This window comes from Chitinophaga alhagiae, assembly GCF_003568665.1.
In the GTDB taxonomy this organism is placed as follows: Bacteria; Bacteroidota; Bacteroidia; order Chitinophagales; family Chitinophagaceae; genus Chitinophaga; species Chitinophaga alhagiae.
This window is the reverse complement of sequence record NZ_QXMH01000004.1, coordinates 286,344-304,831: the sequence shown is the minus strand read 5'-3', so window position 1 is coordinate 304,831 and position 18,488 is coordinate 286,344. Positions and strand designations below refer to the sequence as shown.

The following is an 18,488-nucleotide window of genomic DNA, read 5'->3' as shown; positions in this document are numbered from 1 at the left end:
TTAGACGTGGAGTAAATGACATCCAAGATATGAAAAGGAAACTATATTTCTTCCTCTTCTTCGGGGTCTTCCGCCGTGCCAAAATTCATCATGGTGCCCAACAGGTCAGAAAAACGGGTCTCACGCTCTAATGTTTTCTTGCTGAGCAGGGAATAGGCGGCCAGCCCGTGCAGCACCATTTCCATCATCAGCAGCTGTTCCTGTTTGTTGGCCTGGGGGAAGAGGTGCTTTACCAGTTCCGGCAGCCCGCTTACCCGGGTAAGGGCGGCTTCGTACTGTTTGTCCGTAGTATCCTGCATCAGTTGCAGGGCATTGCCCTGGTCAAACCACTGGATGATGCTGCGGTAGGGATTCACGTCTGCCGCGCCGGCCTTGCGTTTCTTGAAGGCGTCAGGGTTGGGGAAGTAGTGCGCAAAGGTGGTGCGCACGCTCTTTTCCAGCAGGTTTACGGCCACCTGCAATGGTCCTTCCTGCTCGCCTTCGTATACCAGTTCTATCTTTCCCGTTATGGCGGGTATGATGCCCTGCAGGTCATTGATCCGTACCTGGGTGCTCTTTTCCTTGTTGATGATGGCCCTGCGCTCGGCCGCGCTGATGGCGTTCTCGAATGCGGCAATGGTGAGGCGGGCAGATACGCCGCTTTTTTTATCCACCCATTCGCTGGCGCGGGCCTCGAACGCCACCTGTTCTATCAGCCGTTTGATGATGTCTGGCATGCGCACGGCGCCCTGCTGTTCTTCGTGTATGGCGGCTTCCTGCTCGGTAATGAGCAGCGAGTTTTCCAGCGTTTTGGGATAGTGCGTGATGATCTGGCTTTCTATACGGTCTTTCAGCGGCGTTACAATGGCGCCGCGGTTCGTATAGTCTTCCGGGTTGGCCGTGAAAACGAACAGGATATCCAGCGGCATGCGCACCTTGAAGCCCCGTATCTGTATGTCCCCTTCCTGGAGGATGTTGAAGAGGGCCACCTGTATGCGGGCCTGGAGGTCAGGCAGCTCGTTGATCACAAATATGCCGCGGTTGGAGCGGGGAATGATGCCGAAATGGATCACCCTTTCGTCCGCATAGCTCAGTTTTTCATTGGCCGCCTTGATGGGGTCTACGTCTCCGATGAGGTCCGCCACGGATACATCGGGCGTAGCCAGCTTTTCTCCATAACGGGCCTCGCGGGGGAGCCATTCTATGGGCGTTTTGTCTCCCAGGCTGGCTACCAGGTCACGCCCATAACGGCTGAGGGGCGCAAAAGGGTTGTCGTTCACCTCCGAGCCGGCCACAATGGGTATCCACTCGTCCAGCAGGTCTGTCATTTGCCGGGCCATTCTCGTTTTGGCCTGCCCGCGCAACCCCAGGAACAGGATATTGTGCCGGGAGAGCAGGGCCCTTTCGGTATCGGGTATCACCGTATCGTCATACCCTATAATGCCGGGGAAAGTGCTTTCTTTTCTTTTCAGCTTCAGTACCAGGTTCTGCCTGATCTCCTCTTTCACGGTGCGGTAGGTATAACCACTTTTTTTAAGCTCTCCGAGCGTTTTGATCTTTTCCATTGCTTGTGTTGCTGTTTTTATAGCCGCTTTCTTTTCCCGCTCTCGAAATCGTAGAAGAGGAACTGGCCCAGTTTGTCTGTTCCGGAGAAAAAAGCCTTGCCGTTATTGGTTTCCGTAAACTCCTTTACAAATTGCTGCAGCCAGGGATCTGTGGCTACCATAAAGGTGGTGATGGGTATTTTCAGCTTTTTGCACTGGGCCGCCAGGTTGAGGGTACGGTTGAGTATCTTCCTGTCAAGCCCGAAGCTGTTCTTGTAATATTGTTTGCCCTGCTTGAGGCAGGTGGGTTTCCCGTCTGTGATCATGAAGATCTGCTTGTTGGGATTGCGCCGCCTGCACAGAATGTCCATGGCCAGCTCCAGCCCCGCCACGGTATTGGTATGGTAGGGGCCTACCTGCAGGTAGGGCAGGTCTTTGATCTCCACCTGCCAGGCATCGTTGCCGAACACGATAATGTCAAGCGTGTCTTTCTGGTAGCGGGTGGTGATCAGCTCGCTGAGGGCCATGGCCACTTTTTTGGCAGGGGTGATCCGGTCTTCCCCGTAGAGGATCATGGAGTGGGAAATATCTATCATCAGGGCGGTGGAGGTCTGGGTCTTGAAGTCCGTTTCCCTGATCTCAAGATCGTCCTGCTGCATGGAGAACGCGTCAATGCCGTGGTTGATCTGGGCATTGCGGATGGAGGCGGTCATGTCTATCTGCTCCAGGGCGTCGCCAAAGGTATAAGGCCGGGTTTCGGCGTTCAGCTCATCGCCCATACCTGATTTACGGATATTATGGTCCCCGATATTAGACTTTTTGAGTTTGCCGAAGATCTCTTCCAGTGCCCTTTTCCGGATGGTCTGCTCGGTTTTGCCGGTAATGTTCAGCTGGCTGTTTTCCTCGTTTTCGCGGATAAAGCCTTTGTCTTTCAGGTCTTGTATGAAATCCCCTATGCCATACTCGTTATTGGAAAGCTGGTATTCTTTGTCTAGCTCTGTGAGCCACTGCAGGGCCTCTGCCACGTCTCCGCTGGTGTAAGTGAGCAATTGCGTGAAAATGTCCAGCAATTTTTCGAACGGCGACTGTTGGTTCTCCGACGGGTCAAACCGGGAGAAAATAAATCCTTTCATCCCCTTATTTTGTCTTTTTTATTTAACCCGATGGGGTGCCACTAACAGTGACGGCCATGCGGGCTGCATATCAGGTCTAATTTACGCAAAAAAGCGCTGGGGCGAAAAAAGTAAAAAAAGCGGCCCGGAAAATTAAGAAAATGGCTGTTTATTCACTTATTTTACTCTCTGTTAAAAAACACGTCTATGAATTCATTACGAAAAGGGCTGCTAAGCCTGGGAATGGCCGTTATGCTGTTCACCACGGCTGTTGCGCAAAAACAGGAAGCGAAGCTGGGCTGGAAACTGGGCGCCCAGGCTTATTCATTCAACCGGTTTACCCTCACTCAGGCGCTGGACAAACTGGACTCCTGCGGGCTGCAATATGTGGAATGTTACCCGGGCCAGACCATTGGCGGCAATATTGAAGGCAAAATGGACTTCAAGATGGATGCCGCCAAGCGCCAGCAGGTGCTTGACCTGCTGAAAAGCAAAAAGAAGACCCTGGTAGCCTTTGGGGTAGTAAGCCCGAGGAGCGACGAGGAGTGGAAACAGCTGTTCGAGTTTGCCAAAGCCATGAAGATCCAGATCATCACGTCTGAACCGCGCCTGCAAGACCTGGACCTGGTGTCCAAACTGTGTGACGAGTACAAGATCAAGGTGGCCATTCACGACCACCCGAAACCGAGCCATTACTGGTCTCCGGACAGCGTGCTGGCCGCCATCAACGGCCGCAGCCAGTACATGGGCGCCTGCGCGGACATTGGCCACTGGGTACGCTCCGGACTGGACCCCATTGAGAGCCTGCAAAAACTGAACGGCCGCGTGTTCAGCCTGCATATGAAAGACCTGCACGAAAAATCCCGCCAGGGTCACGATGTAGTGTGGGGCACCGGCGTTTGCAACATTGAAGGGGTGCTGAAAGAGCTGAAAAAGCAAAAATTCAAGGGGCTTTTTTCTGCGGAGTACGAGCACAACTGGTTTAACAGCGTGCCGGAAATCACAGAAAGCGTGAAGAATGTAAGGGCAATGATATCTAAGTTGTAATTGCTTTGAAGGTATAAAAAAATGAAATCGCCGGGGGGATGCCCCCGGCGATTTTTTGTTAATAATCAATGTATTAAGTGTGCTGGTTATGCCACTCTCAGGGTATGGCAGGGTTATTTCTCATATTTTTTGTAATTTTGAAAGCATTATATGAAACGTGCTCACCATAAAAATTCCGAGGGTAAAAAAATAGTACCCAAAGGTGACCGTCTAAACTGGCCAAGTTTAACGGAAGTAAAGCCCGTTGTTTTAACTCCTGAACTTACAAATGGTAAGTTATTGTCAGCCTCCGATTTAGCTAAAAGAACCAACACTTCTGCTATCAATGTTTTAGTGCCTTGACGTTTGATTTTCCTGGTTATACATTAAATTTTGTTCAGCGGCAGCAATGCAGGGATGCATCTGACCATGTATGTACCTACATTTACAAATTCTATTCACCGGTTACCCGGTATATTTACATTGTAAGGGCTGAGTATCATCAGGCAGATGCATTTGCTGTGAAATTTTATGCAAAACAGCATAGGCATAGTGATTTCAGGTACAATAAGATAACGAACAAAGGAGATATAGGCAACATCCTGGTTACCTGCGCCAAAACAGTTCCCCTGCTGTTGAAGGAACACCCCTCCGCTTCTTTCGGTTTTATCGGTTCCCGCACAATTGACAGAACCTCTGGCAAGGTGGAAGGGATTGCCAGCAATCAGCGTTTTAGAACATATGTTTATTTTGCAGCGAAGAAATTTGGTCAACAAACTTTTGCGCATTTCGAATACCCTGCAATAAGCGGATATTTACTGGTTAACCGGAATTGTGAAAAAACGGGAATAAAAGAACGTGAGATCATCAAAATGTTCTCCGGTACATATCATCATCTGCCAGACATTGTACTCTGACAATATAACAAACAAAAAACTCCCGGCGTATGCCGGGAGTTTTTTGTTCAGGAGAATTATTTACCGCTGTCTGCCTTCGGAACACTGTCCGGCACGGTGCTGAACTGCCCGCCGGCCTCGGTGGCCCTGGCGGAGTCTTTCCCGAAATCCAGCTTCCATTGCTTCAGCATGAGCACAAAGCGTTCCGCGCGCTGGGCATCGTCCTGCAGGTCGTTGGTGAACAGGCGGGGCGGCAGGCTGCGGTAGTAGCGCATTTGCTGCTCCAGGTCTTTGGTGACCTCATCAGATATTTCCCCGGCGCGTTTGGTATTGCCGGCAATATAATAGGCATATACTATTTCCATGCTCCAGAGGTTGTGCATATTGCCCGGAGTGGTGAGCGCGTAAGGCATGTTGCCGGGCAGGAACACGGAATCCTGGCGGTCCAGCACCTTCAGCGCGCTGTCTTTTTTACCTTCTTTGGTGAGGGCCACGCTCAGTTTGGTGTAAGCGTTGCGGATGCTTTGCAGCATGCGGCGGTTGGGCTCGTCAAAGTATACGCCTTCTATGTTCACGCTGCCGTACACAAACTTGTCCATCAGGTTTTCGTACATCTTGCGGGTATGCACCTGGTCGTTAAGGCCGGGCAGCATTTCGTCAGATACGGGCCTGCGCGTGGGTACCAGGCGGTAGGTGAGGCCTTCCACCTGCAGGAACTCGTTAAAGCCGAGGTCTACGGGCGATGTAAAGTATATCGGGCGTTTCCATGCGTTGGTGGCTATGATGTCATACACGGCCAGGTCGTTTTTGTACACCACCTGTTTCGGGATCACAAAGGGCACCTGCGGGGAGATGCGGCCGCTGTCCTGTATGTCTACCGTGCCGTTCTTCACTACTTCCGCCACATCTACCGGTATGAACATCTTCTGCGTGGGCAGGTAGTTCACTTTTTCGCCGGTGTTCAGCGGTACCTTGGCCTGGTCGCGGTCATCGCCAATGAAGTTGATCACTTCCTTCAGGTTGAAGTAGCGGTCTTGCGGCACCTGGCCGTTATCGTACAGCATTACATAGTTGCGGTTCTCGCCGCGGTACTTGTCTGCGCCCAGCGTCATTTCGATGGCGGGGCTCTGGTTCACGGCGCGGGTTTGCTGCGCAATGTACCAGTCTACGCCCAGCAGGCTCAGGTTGATCACGCGGATGTCTGGCCGGATGCCTTCCACTTCCTGTGCGTACCATAGAGGATAGGTATCGTTATCGCCCACGGTGAACAGGATGGCGTTGGGGGCGCAGGATTCCAGGTAGTCACGGGCCACATCGCGGGCCAGTACTTTCTCGGAACGGTCATGGTCATCCCAGCCCTGTTGCGCCATGAGCACGGGTACGGCCACAAAACAGAGTATGATGGCGAGCGGCGCGGCCATTTTGGCCACGGCGTTCTTTTTGATAAAGAAGTTGTAGATACTGAGCACGCCCAGCCCTATCCAGATGGCAAAGGCGTAGAACGAGCCCACGTAGGCGTAGTCACGTTCACGGGGCTGATTGCCGGCCTGGTTCAGGTATAGCACAACGGCAATGCCGGTGAAGAAAAAGAGCAGGCCAACAATGAGCGCGTCGCGCTTGTGGCGGTTGTAATGGAAGAAGAAACCGATCAGCCCCAGAATCAGCGGCAGGAAGTAGAAGGTATTGCGCGCCTTGCTGTTCTGCAGGCTGTCAGGCATTTCGCCCTGGTCTCCGTACAGCGCATTGTCAAGCGGGGCAATACCGGAAATCCAGTTACCGTCCCGCGGGTTGCCGAAACCTTGCACGTCGTTTTGCTTGCCGGCAAAGTTCCACATGAAGTAGCGGATGTACATGAAGTTGAGCTGGTAGCCGATAAAGAACTTGATGTTATCCCCGAAGGTGGGCGCCTGGCCGTCTTTGAGGCCCAGGAAGGCCTTGTAGTAGTCGGCATGGCCCTGGTCATTGCTGGCGTCCCAAACACGGGGGAACAGCATTTTATCTTTGCTGGCGTATACTGGTACCTGTTTTTTGCCAACGGGGATGTATTCCTTGTTGGAGCGGGCATAAACGGTGCCTTTTTCTTCGTAAGACTCCGGGCGGGCGGTAAACACCTGGCCGTACAGCAGCGGAAAATCTCCGTACTGTTCACGGCCCAGGTAACCTACCAGGGATACCGGGTTGTCTACATTATACATGTCTACAGACGGGTCTGCGGATGAACGCACCATGGTGGTCACATACGTGGAGTAACCCATCAGCAGGAAGAATATGCAGGAGTTGGCGAGCTGTACAAAGTGTTTCAGCTTTTGCGCGTTCAGCTCTATGCCGAACATCTTAATGAAGTAGGGCACCAGCAATACGGCTGCGGCCAGTACGAAACGGAAAATACGGATGCCGGCGCCGTCTCCGTCCGCAAAGGCGGGAATGGCAATAACGGACGCTACAATGATGAGCGGCACATAAAACCCGAACCTGGGCCGGAAGTACCCGTACACCAGCAACACGATGATGGCTACAAAATAAAAGGTGAAGCCGGAGAAGAAAGGCATGTGCAGGGAGTTCACAAAGAACACGTCCATCATGCCGGAGGCCTTGATGGTATCCTGTATAATGAATTTCTGTACCAGGCCGGTGAGCACGCAACCGAGCACAAAGGCCCAGAAAGCGCCGGTGGTATTTACTTTTTTACTGCGTTTGAAGTAGTAGATCAGCACCATGGCGGGGATGGTGAGCAGGTTGAGCAAGTGTACGCCAATGGAGAGGCCCATCAAGTAGGCGATCAGCACTATCCAGCGGTCCCCGTATTGTGTGTCCGCCTCATGTTCCCATTTGAGCATGGCCCAGAACACCACGGCGGTGAACAGGGAGCTCATGGCGTATACTTCGCCTTCCACGGCGGAAAACCAGAAAGAATCGGAAAAGGTGTAGGCGAGCGCGCCAATGGCGCCTGCGCCCATTACGGCCAGCAGTTGCTGGTTGCTCAGGGGCTCGCCGTTCTTGGAGAGAATGCGGCGGGCAAAGTGGGTGATTGTCCAGAATAAAAACAGGATCGTGAAACCGCTGGCCAGGGCGCTCATGATATTTACGCCCAGGGATGCTTCAGCGGGAGAGAACGGAAGGGTGAACAGCCGGCCCAGCAAAACGAACAGCGGAGCGCCGGGGGGGTGGGGTACCTGCACCTTGTAGGCGGCCGAAATGAACTCCCCGCAATCCCACAGGCTGCCCGTGGCTTCCATCGTCATTAAATACACTGTGCAGGCAACTATACACACTATCCAGCCTACAATGTTATTAATCCGGTTAAAATTCATAAGGTTGTTTTAGATAATTCCGACAAAAATAGAAAAAGTAACCAATTAAGCTAATGTGAACAACAGTTTTAACTTTTTATAAATATTTTAACAAATCGGGGAACCGGCCGGGCTGGTTGTAAGAGGGCCCATCAAGATGTGCCCGTTGCCGCGGCGCTGTTTTTTCCGGCCTGCCCGGGGGGAAGGAAGACAAACTTTTCAGGAGGGGGCTTTGGTGTTGCCTGGGTGGAATAACGGATATGCCGGGCCGCAACAGCGGGCGGCCGTTACGCCTTACGGTCCAGGCTCCAGGCTTCCGGCTTGCCTGCAAACCAGCCTTTTATGGAGGCCCATACTTCGGTGAAGAGGGGGGAGTGGCGGTAGGCGTCCAGCGCGGCGGTATCGTTCCAGGTGCTGTAGGTGAAATATACGCCGGGGTGCATCTTGTCTTTCCATAGCTCCAGGTGGCTGCAGCCGGGAAAATGGCGGATGGCGTGGCGGCGGGCTTCAAAGATGGCCTCAAATTCCGCGGCGCGGGCCGGGTCAAAGCTGAGTTTCACGATCCGGATCATTCTTCAAAAAGGATTCTGACGGTTTGATAAAAAGATAACTGCTGGAAGGAGCCTTGCTGCAGCTGGTCTCGCCGGAAGCCCTGCAGGCCGAAGAGGCCGGCGGCATTGCCTTTGTTTACGGCAATTTCCAGGTAGCCGGCCGCGTTGAAGAGGGCCAGCTTCTGGCCTTCGGCCACGTCTGCATAGGTTTCACTGATCTGGGTGATCATTTCGTCCCGCCGGAAGAAGATGGCAAACCGGCGGTTTCTGCCGTGCGCCGTAAACTGCTCGCGGGTAATGTTCACCACCACGTTCTCAAAGTTGTCTATATGGATGATCTGGCCTTCTATATAGTCTTCTCCGGTAAGGGGCTGCAGGTTGTTCTTTACCACTATTTCCGGCGCGGGCGTGCCGATGGCTTCCAGCGGAGCGCCCGCCATCAGTTGTGCCAGGGCCTTTGCCATGGCGCGTACAATGTTCAGGGTGTTGCGCGCTTCCCCGGCGGGCAGCGGCAGGCGGTATACCTCGGCGGGCTTTTCCCCGGCTATCATGGTCAGCAGGCCGTTATCCGCGCAGCAGATGTACTGGCCGTTGTGGCGGCCTATCAGCATGTAGTCCGCCTTCCGGTCAAACAGGTTGTTCAGCACCAGGTGGTACACGCCTTCGGGAAAATAATGGAAAGCGCTGCGGCAGATGTAGGTGGCCTGCGGCAGGTTGAAGGGCGAAATATGATGAGAAATGTCCACCACCCGGGCATCCGCACAGTGTTGCAGCAGCAGGCCCTTGATGGCGCCTGCAAGGTAATCCTGCAAACCGATGTCTGATGTTAGTGTGATGATGGGCATGTTATACATCCGGAACTAAAAAGCACAGGGGGAAATCAGTGCAAAGAAAGTCATTTTATCAAAGTAATGTTGAAAACAATTTTATTTCTTTTATACACATAGGGATATACACATACCGGGCCGGAAATGTTCAGAGAGGGGAGCCAGGTTCTTTCCGGAAGTGATTGAACACCAGTTTGTCTGCCCACCGGGGGATCACATGGCTGAGCAGCACGGTCAGTTTTCCCTGCAAGGTGAGCACCACTGTGCGTTTTCTTTTTGCAATGGCCTTCAGCGTATGCTGCGCCACTTCTTCCGCGCTCATCAGCCGGGACTCATCCAGCGGCGTTTCCCGTTGGGAATGGCCCGTTTGGTCCAGCGCGGTGTTGCGGATGTTGGATGAGGTGAAGCCGGGGCATACCCACATCACGTTCACGCCTGTATGTAAATTTTCTGTGCGCAATGTTTCCAGGAAACCCTGCATGGCAAACTTGGAGGCGGAGTACCCTGTTCTGCCCGGCAGGCCCCGGTAACCGGCAATGGAAGACACGCCGGCTATAGTGCCTTTGTTGGCCGTAATGGAGGGCAGTGCAAACTTGGTGCAGTACACGGTGCCCCAGAAGTTGATGTCCATCAGGGTTTTCAGCACATCCACCTCCACGTCCCGGAACAGGGCGCGCATGCTGACGCCGGCGTTGTTGATGAGGATGTCTATGCCGCCGTATTTTTCCAGCACGCTGTCTATGAACGCCTTGCAATCTTCTTCCCGGCCTACGTCCGCCACAAAGGTGTGCAACAGGGGATTGTTGACTTCCTGGCTGAGGGCGGCCAACGCGGCCTCCCTGCGGCCGCAAACCGATACCCTGGCGCCCGCCTGCAAAAAAGCGACCGCCAGTGCTTTCCCTATCCCTGAAGTGCCCCCTGTGATCACAACGGACTTATGCTGAAAAGTACTTTGCATGGCGCAAAAATAACGGAGCGGCACACAATAAGGAAAATTATTTGGGGAAAATGAGGGGAACAGGGCAGCGTTGCCAGTTGCCCCGGGTACCGGAACATAAAAAGGCCGGCCGGAAACAAATGCTCCGGCCGGCCCTGATAAATGTTTATGACGCCGCTAGTGGGCGTGGCCGCCTTCTTCTCCGCTGTTTGCCATTTTGGCCAGCAGGTCATGCGCGCCCTGCGTTACGAACTGTGCGTCAGCAGGCAGTTCTTCCGGCAATATGACTTCGGTATACCCGCCGGCGGTCACGCCGGTTTTGATCTCCACTTTGCGGTAGTGGCGGGCTGCTTCGGTAGCCACAAACACGTATTCCCGTCCGGCTTCCATTACCACGGCGGCGGCGGGCAGGGCGGGTACCCTGGCGGCGCCGGTTTCCACCCAGGCTTTGAGGTAAGTGCCGGGCAGCATTTCCTTGTCTTCCCGGTCCAGGTGGCAATGTACGCGTATGGTGCGGTCTTTGTCAATTTCCCGGCCTATCAGGTGTACGGTAGCCGTTCTTTCTTTAGACTCGTTAGACAGGATGAACCGCACCTTGTTGCCTATTTTGAGGCGTGGAATGTCTTTTTCGAACACCGTCAGTTCCGCATGCAGGTGCTCCGTATCCACAATTTCAAAAAGCGGCTCGTTGGGGCTGACGTATTTGCCTACATTGGCGTTCACCCTGGTAACGTAACCGCTGATGGGCGCCAGTACAGGAATGGTGCGGAGTATGGCGCCGCCTTCCAGCCTGGCCACCGCTATATTCATGAGCAGCAGCTTTTGTTTCAGTGCTTCCACCCTCACTTTGAGGGCGTTGCGGTCAGCGTCCGTTTTCTGGAAAGTCTTTTTAGCGCTCACGTTTTCCGCGCTCAGTTCTTTTTGCCGTTCATACTCCTGGTCCATGAACGCCAGCTGGGCTTTTGCCTCCAGGTAGTCTTGCTGCAGCTGGATGTAGTCAGGGTGTTCCATTTGGGCAATTACCTGCCCTTTTTTCACCCAGTACCCTTCCAGCAGGTCTGTATGCCGCAGTATGCCGCCAATGGGCATGGAAATGCTCAGCATTTGCTGCGGCGGTACGTCCAGCAGGCCGTTCACTTTAATGGTGCCGCTCAGTTCCCTTTGTTCCAGGCCGCCGGTTTGCAGGCGGATGGTGTTGAACTGCGCTTCGGTGATCTCCACCATGTTTTCCGTATGCGGCGGTTCGGTGGCCGTACTGTCTGCCGCGGGGGCCTTGCCTTTGTTGCCGCAGGCGGAGAGGGCAATGGCGACTATGATGATGATGTTCTTTTTCATGTGCGTCTGTTTATTCTGTTTTATTGCCCAGCAGGTACTGCAGCAGTAAAACGCTCTGGTTGTAATTATTAAGGGTTTGCAGATGGTTGTTCTGTACATCCATGGCGGTGCGCAGGCTTTGCAGGTATTCTACGTAACCTATTTCACCGCTGCGGTAGGCCTTGCCGGCGTGTGCTGTCATGAGGGCGGTTTGCGGCAGCAGGGAATTGTCGTAGTACTGGAGGGACTCCTTGTATTTGAGGACCTCTTCCATCTGTTCATTAAACAGCCCTTTATAATGTTGCTGCTGCTGCTGGTACCGGAAGCCGGCCGCTTCCCTGTGCATGGCCGCCGCTTTTATGCGGGAGGCCTGCGGTTTGAACCACAGCGGCAGCGCCAGGCCCGCCTGGAAACCGTTAAAGCGGTCTCCGGAAGTGGCCAGGGGCGTACCGGAAGCATTTTTGGGCGTGGCAATCAGCGTTTGGGTGAAAAAGCCGAGGGTGATATCCGGCAGCATTTTCTGTTTTTCTACCTGTTGCTGCTGCCCGGCCACTACTGCCTGTTGCCTGAACCATTCCAGGCCGGGGTTGGTTTGCAGGGCAACGCTGTCTGCCAGTTGAAGGGGCAGGGCGGCCAGCGCCCCTGCGTTGATAGACACGGGCTGTTCCGCGTGCAGCAGCGTTTGCAGGCGTGTGCGGAAGAAGCGTACGTCTGCCTTCACCTGTTGCTGTTGTGTTTTTAGCTGCTGCAGCTGGTTTTCAGCGGCGGTTTTCTCCAGCAGGGTGCTTTCCCCCGTTCGCAGTTTTACCCCGGCGGCGCGGGCAAATTCCGTGTAAATGGAATCCTGTTCCTGCAAACGCTGATGCCATGTTTGCAGGTATTGCAGCTGGTACCATGCGGCCTGTACCTGGTATACCAGCTCGTTCCTGTCTGCCGCCAGCTTCAGCTCGCTGCTGCGGATGTTGGCGTCTGCCAGCCGGGTTTGCGCCCCAAACAGGGTGGGAAAGGGTATGTTTTGTGTGATGGCAATGTTGTTGTCATTTTTTTCGTAGCTGTTGTATTGCCCGTATTGCAGCATCACTTCTGTTTTGCCGATGTCTGTAGCTGCTCCCCGCAGTTGCCGGTTGCCTTTGAGGTCTGCTTCGGCGGCGGCAATATTGCGGTTCTGCCGGAGCGCGGTCTGGATGCACTCCTGCAGGGTGTAGACTGGCTGTGGCAAAGCGGCGGGCAGTGGGCTGGTTCCCTTCATCGCATGCTTGTCTGATGGCAATGCGGTGCCTGCCGTTACGTTCCCTTCCTGCGCTTTTGCGGAAAGCCCCGCCGCCAGCAACAGCGGCAAAAGAAGCAGTTTGTTCATATGCTTCGGTTTTTTGTGGATCTTTTCAAAATAGATGTACAGGATGGGCAGTACAATGAGCGTGAGCAGGGTGGAGGTGACCAGCCCGCCGATCACCACCGTGGCCAGCGGCTTTTGCACTTCCGCGCCCGCGGAGCCAGACAGCGCCATGGGCAGAAAACCAAGAGAGGCCACGGATGCCGTCATCAGCACGGGCCGCAGCCGCAGGCGGGTACCTTCCAGCACGATCTCCTGCAGGCTGGCAAGGCCGCTTTTTTTCAACCGGTTAAATTCCGCTATCAGCACAATGCCGTTGAGCACCGCCACGCCAAACAGGGCAATAAAACCTACGCCGGCTGAAATGCTGAACGGCATGCCGCGCAGCACCAGGGCCATCACCCCGCCGATGGCCGCCATGGGGATAGCGGTAAATATCAGGAGGGACTGTTTCACGGAGTGGAAGGTGAAGAAGAGCAGCAGGAAGATGAGACCCAGCGCAATGGGTACGGCTACGGATAAACGCCGCTGCGCTTCCTGCAGGTTCTCGAACTGCCCGCCGTAGGTGATGAAGTAGCCGGGCGGCAGTTTTACGCTGCTGTTGATCTTTTCGGATACTTCTTCTACTACGGAGGCAATATCCCTTCCGCGTACGTTGAAGCCTACAATAATACGCCGTTTGGCGGCTTCCCGCTGTATCTGGTTGGGCCCCAGCTTGTAGGAAATGTCTGCCAGCTGGTTAAGCGGCACCTGGTTGCCGTTGGGCGCGGTAATGAAAATGTTCCTGACATCTTCTATGCTTTCCCGGTTCACCTGCTGGAAGCGCACCACCAGGTCGTACCGCCTTTCGCCCTCATATACCAGCCCGGCGCTCTGGCCGGCAAAAGCGGTGTTCACGGCCTGGTTCACCGTGGCCACGTCAATCCCGTAGCGGGCCAGCAGGTCCCGGTTGATGCTCACCATGATCTGCGGCAGGCCGGTGATCTTTTCTTCATACAGATCTTTGGCCCCGTCTGCGGCGGCTACTATCTTTCCTACTTCCTTGCTCAGGCGGGTGAGGGTTTCCAGGTTTTCGCCGAATATCTTGATGCCTACATCCTGCCGCACGCCGGAGATCAGTTCGTTAAACCGCAGCTGGATGGGCTGGGAAAAGCCGAACTGCACACCGGGAATAGCATCCAGCGTGGCCTGCATCTTGTTCACCAGCTCTTCCTGCGTGCCTGCGGATGTCCATTCAGACTTGTCTTTCAGCAATATCATAACGTCTACGGACTCCATGGGCATGGGGTCTGTAGGTATTTCGGCGGAGCCTATCTTGCCCACCACCTCTTTTACTTCCGGGTATTCCTTCAGCAGCAGCTGTGAGGCCAGGTTGATCTTGTCTATGGATTCGGAAAGGGACTTGCCGGTGGCCAGCCGCATTTCAATGGCCAGGTCTCCCTCTTCCAGGGTGGGAATAAATTCGCCGCCCAGCTGAAGGAAGGTAACGAGGCTGATGAGGAACAGCACCACGGCGGTGATGGTCACCATCAGCTTATGCCGCAGCGCACCGTTGATCACCGGCCGGTAACACCGCTGGAAGAAATCCATCATCCTGTCTGAAAAATTCCTTTTATGCACAACGTTCTTGCTGAGGAACAGCGCGCTCATCATAGGCACGTAGGTCAGCGAGAGCAGGAAGGCGCCCAGTATGGCAAAGCTCACTGTTTGGGCCATGGGCCTGAACATGCGGCCTTCAATGCCGGTGAGGGCAAGAATGGGGAGGTATACGATCAGGATGATGATTTCCCCGAAGGCGGCCGCGCTGCGTATTTTGCTGGCGGAGGTGTATACTTCCCCGTCCATCTGCCGCTGGTCCAGCCGCGTAAGTTTGCTGAGGCCCAGGTGGTGCATGGTAGCTTCAACAATGATCACCGCGCCGTCTACAATCAGCCCGAAGTCAATGGCCCCCAGGCTCATAAGGTTGCCGGATACGCCAAATACCCGCATCAGGATGATGGCAAACAGCATGGCCAGCGGTATTACAGAAGCCACTATCAGCCCTGCCCGCAGGTTGCCCAGGAATAGCACCAGCACAAAGATCACAATGAGCGCGCCTTCAATGAGGTTTTTGCTCACCGTGCCAATGGCGCGGTCTACGAGGTGGCTGCGATTGAGGTATACTTCCAGCTCCACGCCTTCGGGCAGTGTTTGCCTGATCTGCTCAATGCGGGCGTCTACGGTTTTTACCACCTTGCTGGCGTTCTCTCCTTTGAGCATCATCACAATACCGCCTACGGCCTCTCCGCTCTTTTTGCCGTCTGCATGGGTGAGCGCTCCGTAACGCACGGCGGCGCCGTAGCGTACCATGGCCAGGTCCCGCACCAGCACGGGCAGGCCCTGCGAGGTGTGAGACACTACTATTTTTTCAATATCATCCAGGGAAGTAACAAGGCCTTCCGTGCGGATGAAATAGGCGTTGGGTTTTTTATCGATATACGCGCCGCCGGTGTTCTGGTTGTTCTTTTCCAGGGCGGTAAATACATCGTTGATGCCCAGGTTGAAGCTGCGGAGCTTGTCCGGGTCAAGGGCTATTTCATATTGTTTGAGAAAACCGCCAAAACTGTTCACCTCCGCCACGCCGGGCGTACCCAGCAATTGCTGGCGGATGATCCAGTCTTGTATCGAACGCAGCTCCGAAGGCGGGTATTTTTCTTCATAGCCCGCTTTGGGATGTACCACGTACTGGTAAATTTCCCCCAGCCCGGTAGAGATGGGCGTCATTTCAGGAGAGCCGATGCCGGCGGGAATGCGGCTTTGCGCCTCTCCCAGCTTTTCGTTCACCTGCTGCCGCGCCCAGTAAATGTCCACATCATCGTCAAACACAATAGTAACCACGGAAAGGCCGAACCTTGATGCGGAACGGATCTCCGACAGTTGCGGAATGGTGGCCATGGTCTGTTCCACGGGGAAAGTGATCAGCCTTTCCACCTCCTGTGGCGCCAGTGAAGGGCTTTGGGTGATCACCTGCACCTGGTTGTTGGTGATGTCTGGCACGGCGTCTACCGGCAGGCGTGTAAGTGAGTACACGCCCGCGATGACCAGTGTCAGGGTGAGCAGCCCGATGATCAATTTATTTTGAATCGAGAACCTGATTATCCTGTCTAGCATTGTAAAGCCTGTTTGTGCACGTGCGCGCGCCAATAACGGCATACACCCGGCGTTCGTGCGCACGGCATGATAAAATGTTGTCAATAAAACGGGAAGATCAGGCGAAGCGGGGCGGTTGCCAGAAAGAGTCTGCTACCTCCTGTACAGGTGGAATGAGGTACCTGCTTACAGGGGCGTTGAGAATAACAGGTTTGTTGAGAAAGGCCGCGTTTTTGGGCAGCACGGAAATAACGGCGCAGCAGGAGCAGACACAGAAGGGTGAACAAAGGTCCCCACTGTCCCGCGTTTCCTTGAGGGGTACATGCACTTCCTCCTGCGCCGGCTCATGGTCGGCGTCTGTACACCGGTCCGCACAGGGTAACCCCGCGCAGGCCAGCATCCAGATACTGAGAAGGAAGCTCCATGCTTTCATGCCGCAAAAATATTAAAATAAGGGCAGGATGCATGCAATATTTTTACAAGATGGTTGCAAAAAGAGAGGATCGCATGCGCTATACCATCAGGTCAAGAGCTGTTTTTTCTTTTTCAGGATAAAATGCTCTTCCTGCGGCGTGAGTTTGCAGCGCAGCGCTTTTTCATAGTATTCCAGGGCGCGGCGGGGTTGCTGCCGGTCTGTGAATATCCGGGCCATGCTGCAGTGGAAGAGGTGATGCCGTTGCATGAAATCATGTTCTTCCAGCGGGGCCAGCAGGGCCAGCGCGTTGTCAGGCTGCCCGGCAAAATGGAGGGCTATGGCATGGTTCAGCTGCACAAAGGGAGAGGGGCTGATGTGCTGCAACTGGCGGTAAAGGGCGGCTATCTGCGCCCAGGGCGTGGCGGCAAAAGAAGGCGCGGCGGCGTGCAGCCAGGCAATGGTAGCCTCCAGCAGAAAGGGTTTGTGGCGCGCTTCGGCGCTTTCGTGCAGGTAGCGGGATGCCACCAGTATCATGTCTTTGTTCCACCGGCTGCGGTCCTGGTGCTCCAGCTCCAGCAGCTCGCCGGTTTCACTGGTGCGTGTATCCAGCCTGGAGAGTTGAAGCAGCATCAGGGCAAAAAGGGCCCTGGCGTCCGCTACGCCTACCCGGGCCTGCCTGATCACGGTTTTGGTGAGGCTGAGCGCATCTTCGCACAACTGTTCGTCCGCATATTTCCAGCCTTCTGTAAATACGAGGTACAGCACTTTGAGGGCCATCAGCACTTTTTGTTCGCTCCACCATACAAAGCCGCTGCTGAACGCAATGTCTCTTTCCTTGGGCAGCTGTTGCCGGCGGTACAGCATTTTGGAAACAGTATCCGGCGCGGCGCCCAGCAGGGCGGCTACCTGCTGCACCTGCAGGCCGTGTACATAACGCAGCGCCATTACCAGCTGCAGTTTGGGAGAAAACTCCGGCCGCATGCAGGCAAAGAGGAGACGCAGCAGTTGCAGGTCTCCGTCTTCCTGCATGGCAGCGGGCGCCGGCAGGCCGCCTGCATCGTCTAGCGGAAGCAGGGGCTTTTGCCGGCTGAGCTGTTTGTTGGCAATGTTGCGAATGGTGGCATAGAGCCAGGCTTCCGGTTTTTCAGGCAGCTGTTGCGGCCAGCTGGCGGCAGCTGCCGCAAAGGCCTCCTGTACAATATCTTCTGCATCTGCCATACGGCTAATGCCGCTGTGGTACAGCAGGGCGCTCACCATTTTACCGAAATGCGCGCGGTAGATATGTTGCAGCAACTGCTCCATGTTAGTGTGCCATCAGGGGCCTTACCTCCACAGCGCCGTTGTAAACGGATACGTGCGGGCATTGTGCCGCAATGGCGGCGGCATGCTCCAGGTCTCGCGCGTGTACCAGTATGTAACCGCTGATGCTTTCGCGGGCTTCCGCAAACGGCCCGTCTGTACCGATATGGCCGGGTTTTACATACCGGGTCTCTATATCCAGCGGCTCGCCGGCTACAAAAAAGCCCTCCGCGGCCAGGTCTTCACACCATTTGGTCATTACCGCGGTACATTGCTGTATTTCTTCTTCAGAAAGCTGTTGCATCTTTTCCAGGTCTTCCCGGAGCAGCAAAAGGTATTTGTTCATGGTCATGTGTTTTTAGTATAGTACCGCGCAGAGCACAAATCCGGACATGCGCACGCATAAATTTATAACTATATTTTATCGCCACGTTAGTGACGTTTTTATTTCATATGATTGTATTTAATAATAGTTTAGTGAAAGTTGAAAGGACAAAAGTCACTTTGCTAAACGATTAGCATAGATGGTAAACTGACTTCAAACTGGCCATGGTACAGCAGTTAAGAAAGGTATTTTTTACGCCTGAGGGCAATATGTTAACAAAAACTTAATTGTGAAAACATTAGGATTTGTAATCTTTTTAAATAATTTTAAATCATCAACAGGCGCATTTTGGTATTTTATTAACGGTAGATTGTGATATTTTGCAGGTTGGCCGTATAATTTATACGAAAAATATGGTGATCTATTGACTCAAAAGAATATGGTATGTATCTTTCAAACCAGATATACCTCACAACCCGAGGTATGCGAGCACAGAATAACGAATCTAAAT

14 protein-coding genes are annotated in these 18,488 nt (G+C 54.1%); 3 read left to right on the top strand and 11 right to left on the bottom strand.

Features of this window, described 5'->3' with window-relative positions:
- Positions 1–41: 41 nt before the first annotated feature.
- The gene (locus D3A97_RS20460; protein WP_119080408.1) at positions 42–1,544 is read right to left on the bottom strand and encodes a magnesium chelatase ATPase subunit I; all 1,503 of its coding nucleotides are present in this window, start codon (positions 1,542–1,544) and stop codon (positions 42–44) included.
- Between the two features lie 17 nt (positions 1,545–1,561).
- The gene (locus D3A97_RS20455; protein WP_119080407.1) at positions 1,562–2,656 is read right to left on the bottom strand and encodes a vWA domain-containing protein; all 1,095 of its coding nucleotides are present in this window, start codon (positions 2,654–2,656) and stop codon (positions 1,562–1,564) included.
- A 186-nt stretch (positions 2,657–2,842) separates the two neighbouring features.
- Between D3A97_RS20455 and D3A97_RS20450 the strand changes: the two genes are divergently transcribed.
- The 3 genes from D3A97_RS20450 (at position 2,843) to D3A97_RS20445 (ending at position 4,578) form a co-directional block, all read left to right on the top strand.
- A complete protein-coding gene (locus D3A97_RS20450) occupies positions 2,843–3,682 on the top strand; it encodes a sugar phosphate isomerase/epimerase family protein (RefSeq protein ID WP_119080406.1) in 840 nt (279 codons plus the stop codon).
- A 150-nt stretch (positions 3,683–3,832) separates the two neighbouring features.
- On the top strand, positions 3,833–4,024 hold the full coding sequence (locus tag D3A97_RS24905; RefSeq protein ID WP_157986660.1) for a hypothetical protein: 192 nt from the start codon (positions 3,833–3,835) through the stop codon (positions 4,022–4,024).
- Entirely contained in the window at positions 4,021–4,578 is a 558-nt protein-coding gene (locus D3A97_RS20445) for a hypothetical protein (protein WP_119080405.1), read from the top strand. Before D3A97_RS24905 ends, D3A97_RS20445 begins: the two co-directional genes overlap by 4 nt.
- A 56-nt stretch (positions 4,579–4,634) precedes the next feature.
- Here the strand turns inward: D3A97_RS20445 and D3A97_RS20440 are convergent, their stop codons facing one another.
- The 9 genes from D3A97_RS20440 to D3A97_RS20400 form a co-directional block, all read right to left on the bottom strand.
- On the bottom strand, positions 4,635–7,868 hold the full coding sequence (locus tag D3A97_RS20440; RefSeq protein ID WP_119080404.1) for a glycosyltransferase family 117 protein: 3,234 nt from the start codon (positions 7,866–7,868) through the stop codon (positions 4,635–4,637).
- Between the two features lie 266 nt (positions 7,869–8,134).
- Complete coding sequence (locus D3A97_RS20435; protein ID WP_119080403.1) at positions 8,135–8,419, bottom strand: putative quinol monooxygenase; 285 nt, start codon at positions 8,417–8,419, stop codon at positions 8,135–8,137.
- The gene (locus D3A97_RS20430) at positions 8,416–9,243 is read right to left on the bottom strand and encodes an SAM hydrolase/SAM-dependent halogenase family protein (protein WP_119080707.1); all 828 of its coding nucleotides are present in this window, start codon (positions 9,241–9,243) and stop codon (positions 8,416–8,418) included. The genes D3A97_RS20435 and D3A97_RS20430 overlap by 4 nt, the downstream gene beginning before the upstream one ends.
- Positions 9,244–9,373: 130 nt before the next feature.
- On the bottom strand, positions 9,374–10,183 hold the full coding sequence (locus tag D3A97_RS20425; RefSeq protein WP_119080402.1) for an SDR family oxidoreductase: 810 nt from the start codon (positions 10,181–10,183) through the stop codon (positions 9,374–9,376).
- Positions 10,184–10,339: 156 nt separating this feature from the next.
- Complete coding sequence (locus tag D3A97_RS20420; protein WP_119080401.1) at positions 10,340–11,497, bottom strand: efflux RND transporter periplasmic adaptor subunit; 1,158 nt, start codon at positions 11,495–11,497, stop codon at positions 10,340–10,342.
- Between the two features lie 10 nt (positions 11,498–11,507).
- The gene (locus D3A97_RS20415) at positions 11,508–15,959 is read right to left on the bottom strand and encodes a CusA/CzcA family heavy metal efflux RND transporter (RefSeq protein ID WP_119080400.1); all 4,452 of its coding nucleotides are present in this window, start codon (positions 15,957–15,959) and stop codon (positions 11,508–11,510) included.
- Positions 15,960–16,056: 97 nt separating this feature from the next.
- The gene (locus tag D3A97_RS20410; protein ID WP_119080399.1) at positions 16,057–16,371 is read right to left on the bottom strand and encodes a DUF6660 family protein; all 315 of its coding nucleotides are present in this window, start codon (positions 16,369–16,371) and stop codon (positions 16,057–16,059) included.
- Between the two features lie 87 nt (positions 16,372–16,458).
- Positions 16,459–17,646 carry an RNA polymerase sigma factor gene (locus D3A97_RS20405; RefSeq protein ID WP_198674100.1) on the bottom strand — a complete coding sequence of 396 codons (1,188 nt, stop codon included), beginning with the start codon at positions 17,644–17,646 and terminating at the stop codon, positions 16,459–16,461.
- A 10-nt stretch (positions 17,647–17,656) separates the two neighbouring features.
- A complete protein-coding gene (locus D3A97_RS20400; protein ID WP_157986659.1) occupies positions 17,657–17,998 on the bottom strand; it encodes a YciI family protein in 342 nt (113 codons plus the stop codon).
- Positions 17,999–18,488 lie beyond the last annotated feature (490 nt).

Coding starts and splice junctions, on each gene's coding strand:
- D3A97_RS20460 (WP_119080408.1), bottom strand. CDS start 1,544: ATGGAAAAGATCAAAACGCTCGGAGAGCTTAAAAAAAGTGGTTATACC.
- D3A97_RS20455 (WP_119080407.1), bottom strand. CDS start 2,656: ATGAAAGGATTTATTTTCTCCCGGTTTGACCCGTCGGAGAACCAACAG.
- D3A97_RS20450 (WP_119080406.1), top strand. CDS start 2,843: ATGAATTCATTACGAAAAGGGCTGCTAAGCCTGGGAATGGCCGTTATG.
- D3A97_RS24905 (WP_157986660.1), top strand. CDS start 3,833: ATGAAACGTGCTCACCATAAAAATTCCGAGGGTAAAAAAATAGTACCC.
- D3A97_RS20440 (WP_119080404.1), bottom strand. CDS start 7,868: ATGAATTTTAACCGGATTAATAACATTGTAGGCTGGATAGTGTGTATA.
- D3A97_RS20435 (WP_119080403.1), bottom strand. CDS start 8,419: ATGATCCGGATCGTGAAACTCAGCTTTGACCCGGCCCGCGCCGCGGAA.
- D3A97_RS20430 (WP_119080707.1), bottom strand. CDS start 9,243: ATGCCCATCATCACACTAACATCAGACATCGGTTTGCAGGATTACCTT.
- D3A97_RS20425 (WP_119080402.1), bottom strand. CDS start 10,183: ATGCAAAGTACTTTTCAGCATAAGTCCGTTGTGATCACAGGGGGCACT.
- D3A97_RS20420 (WP_119080401.1), bottom strand. CDS start 11,497: ATGAAAAAGAACATCATCATCATAGTCGCCATTGCCCTCTCCGCCTGC.
- D3A97_RS20415 (WP_119080400.1), bottom strand. CDS start 15,959: ATGCTAGACAGGATAATCAGGTTCTCGATTCAAAATAAATTGATCATC.
- D3A97_RS20410 (WP_119080399.1), bottom strand. CDS start 16,371: ATGAAAGCATGGAGCTTCCTTCTCAGTATCTGGATGCTGGCCTGCGCG.
- D3A97_RS20400 (WP_157986659.1), bottom strand. CDS start 17,998: ATGAACAAATACCTTTTGCTGCTCCGGGAAGACCTGGAAAAGATGCAA.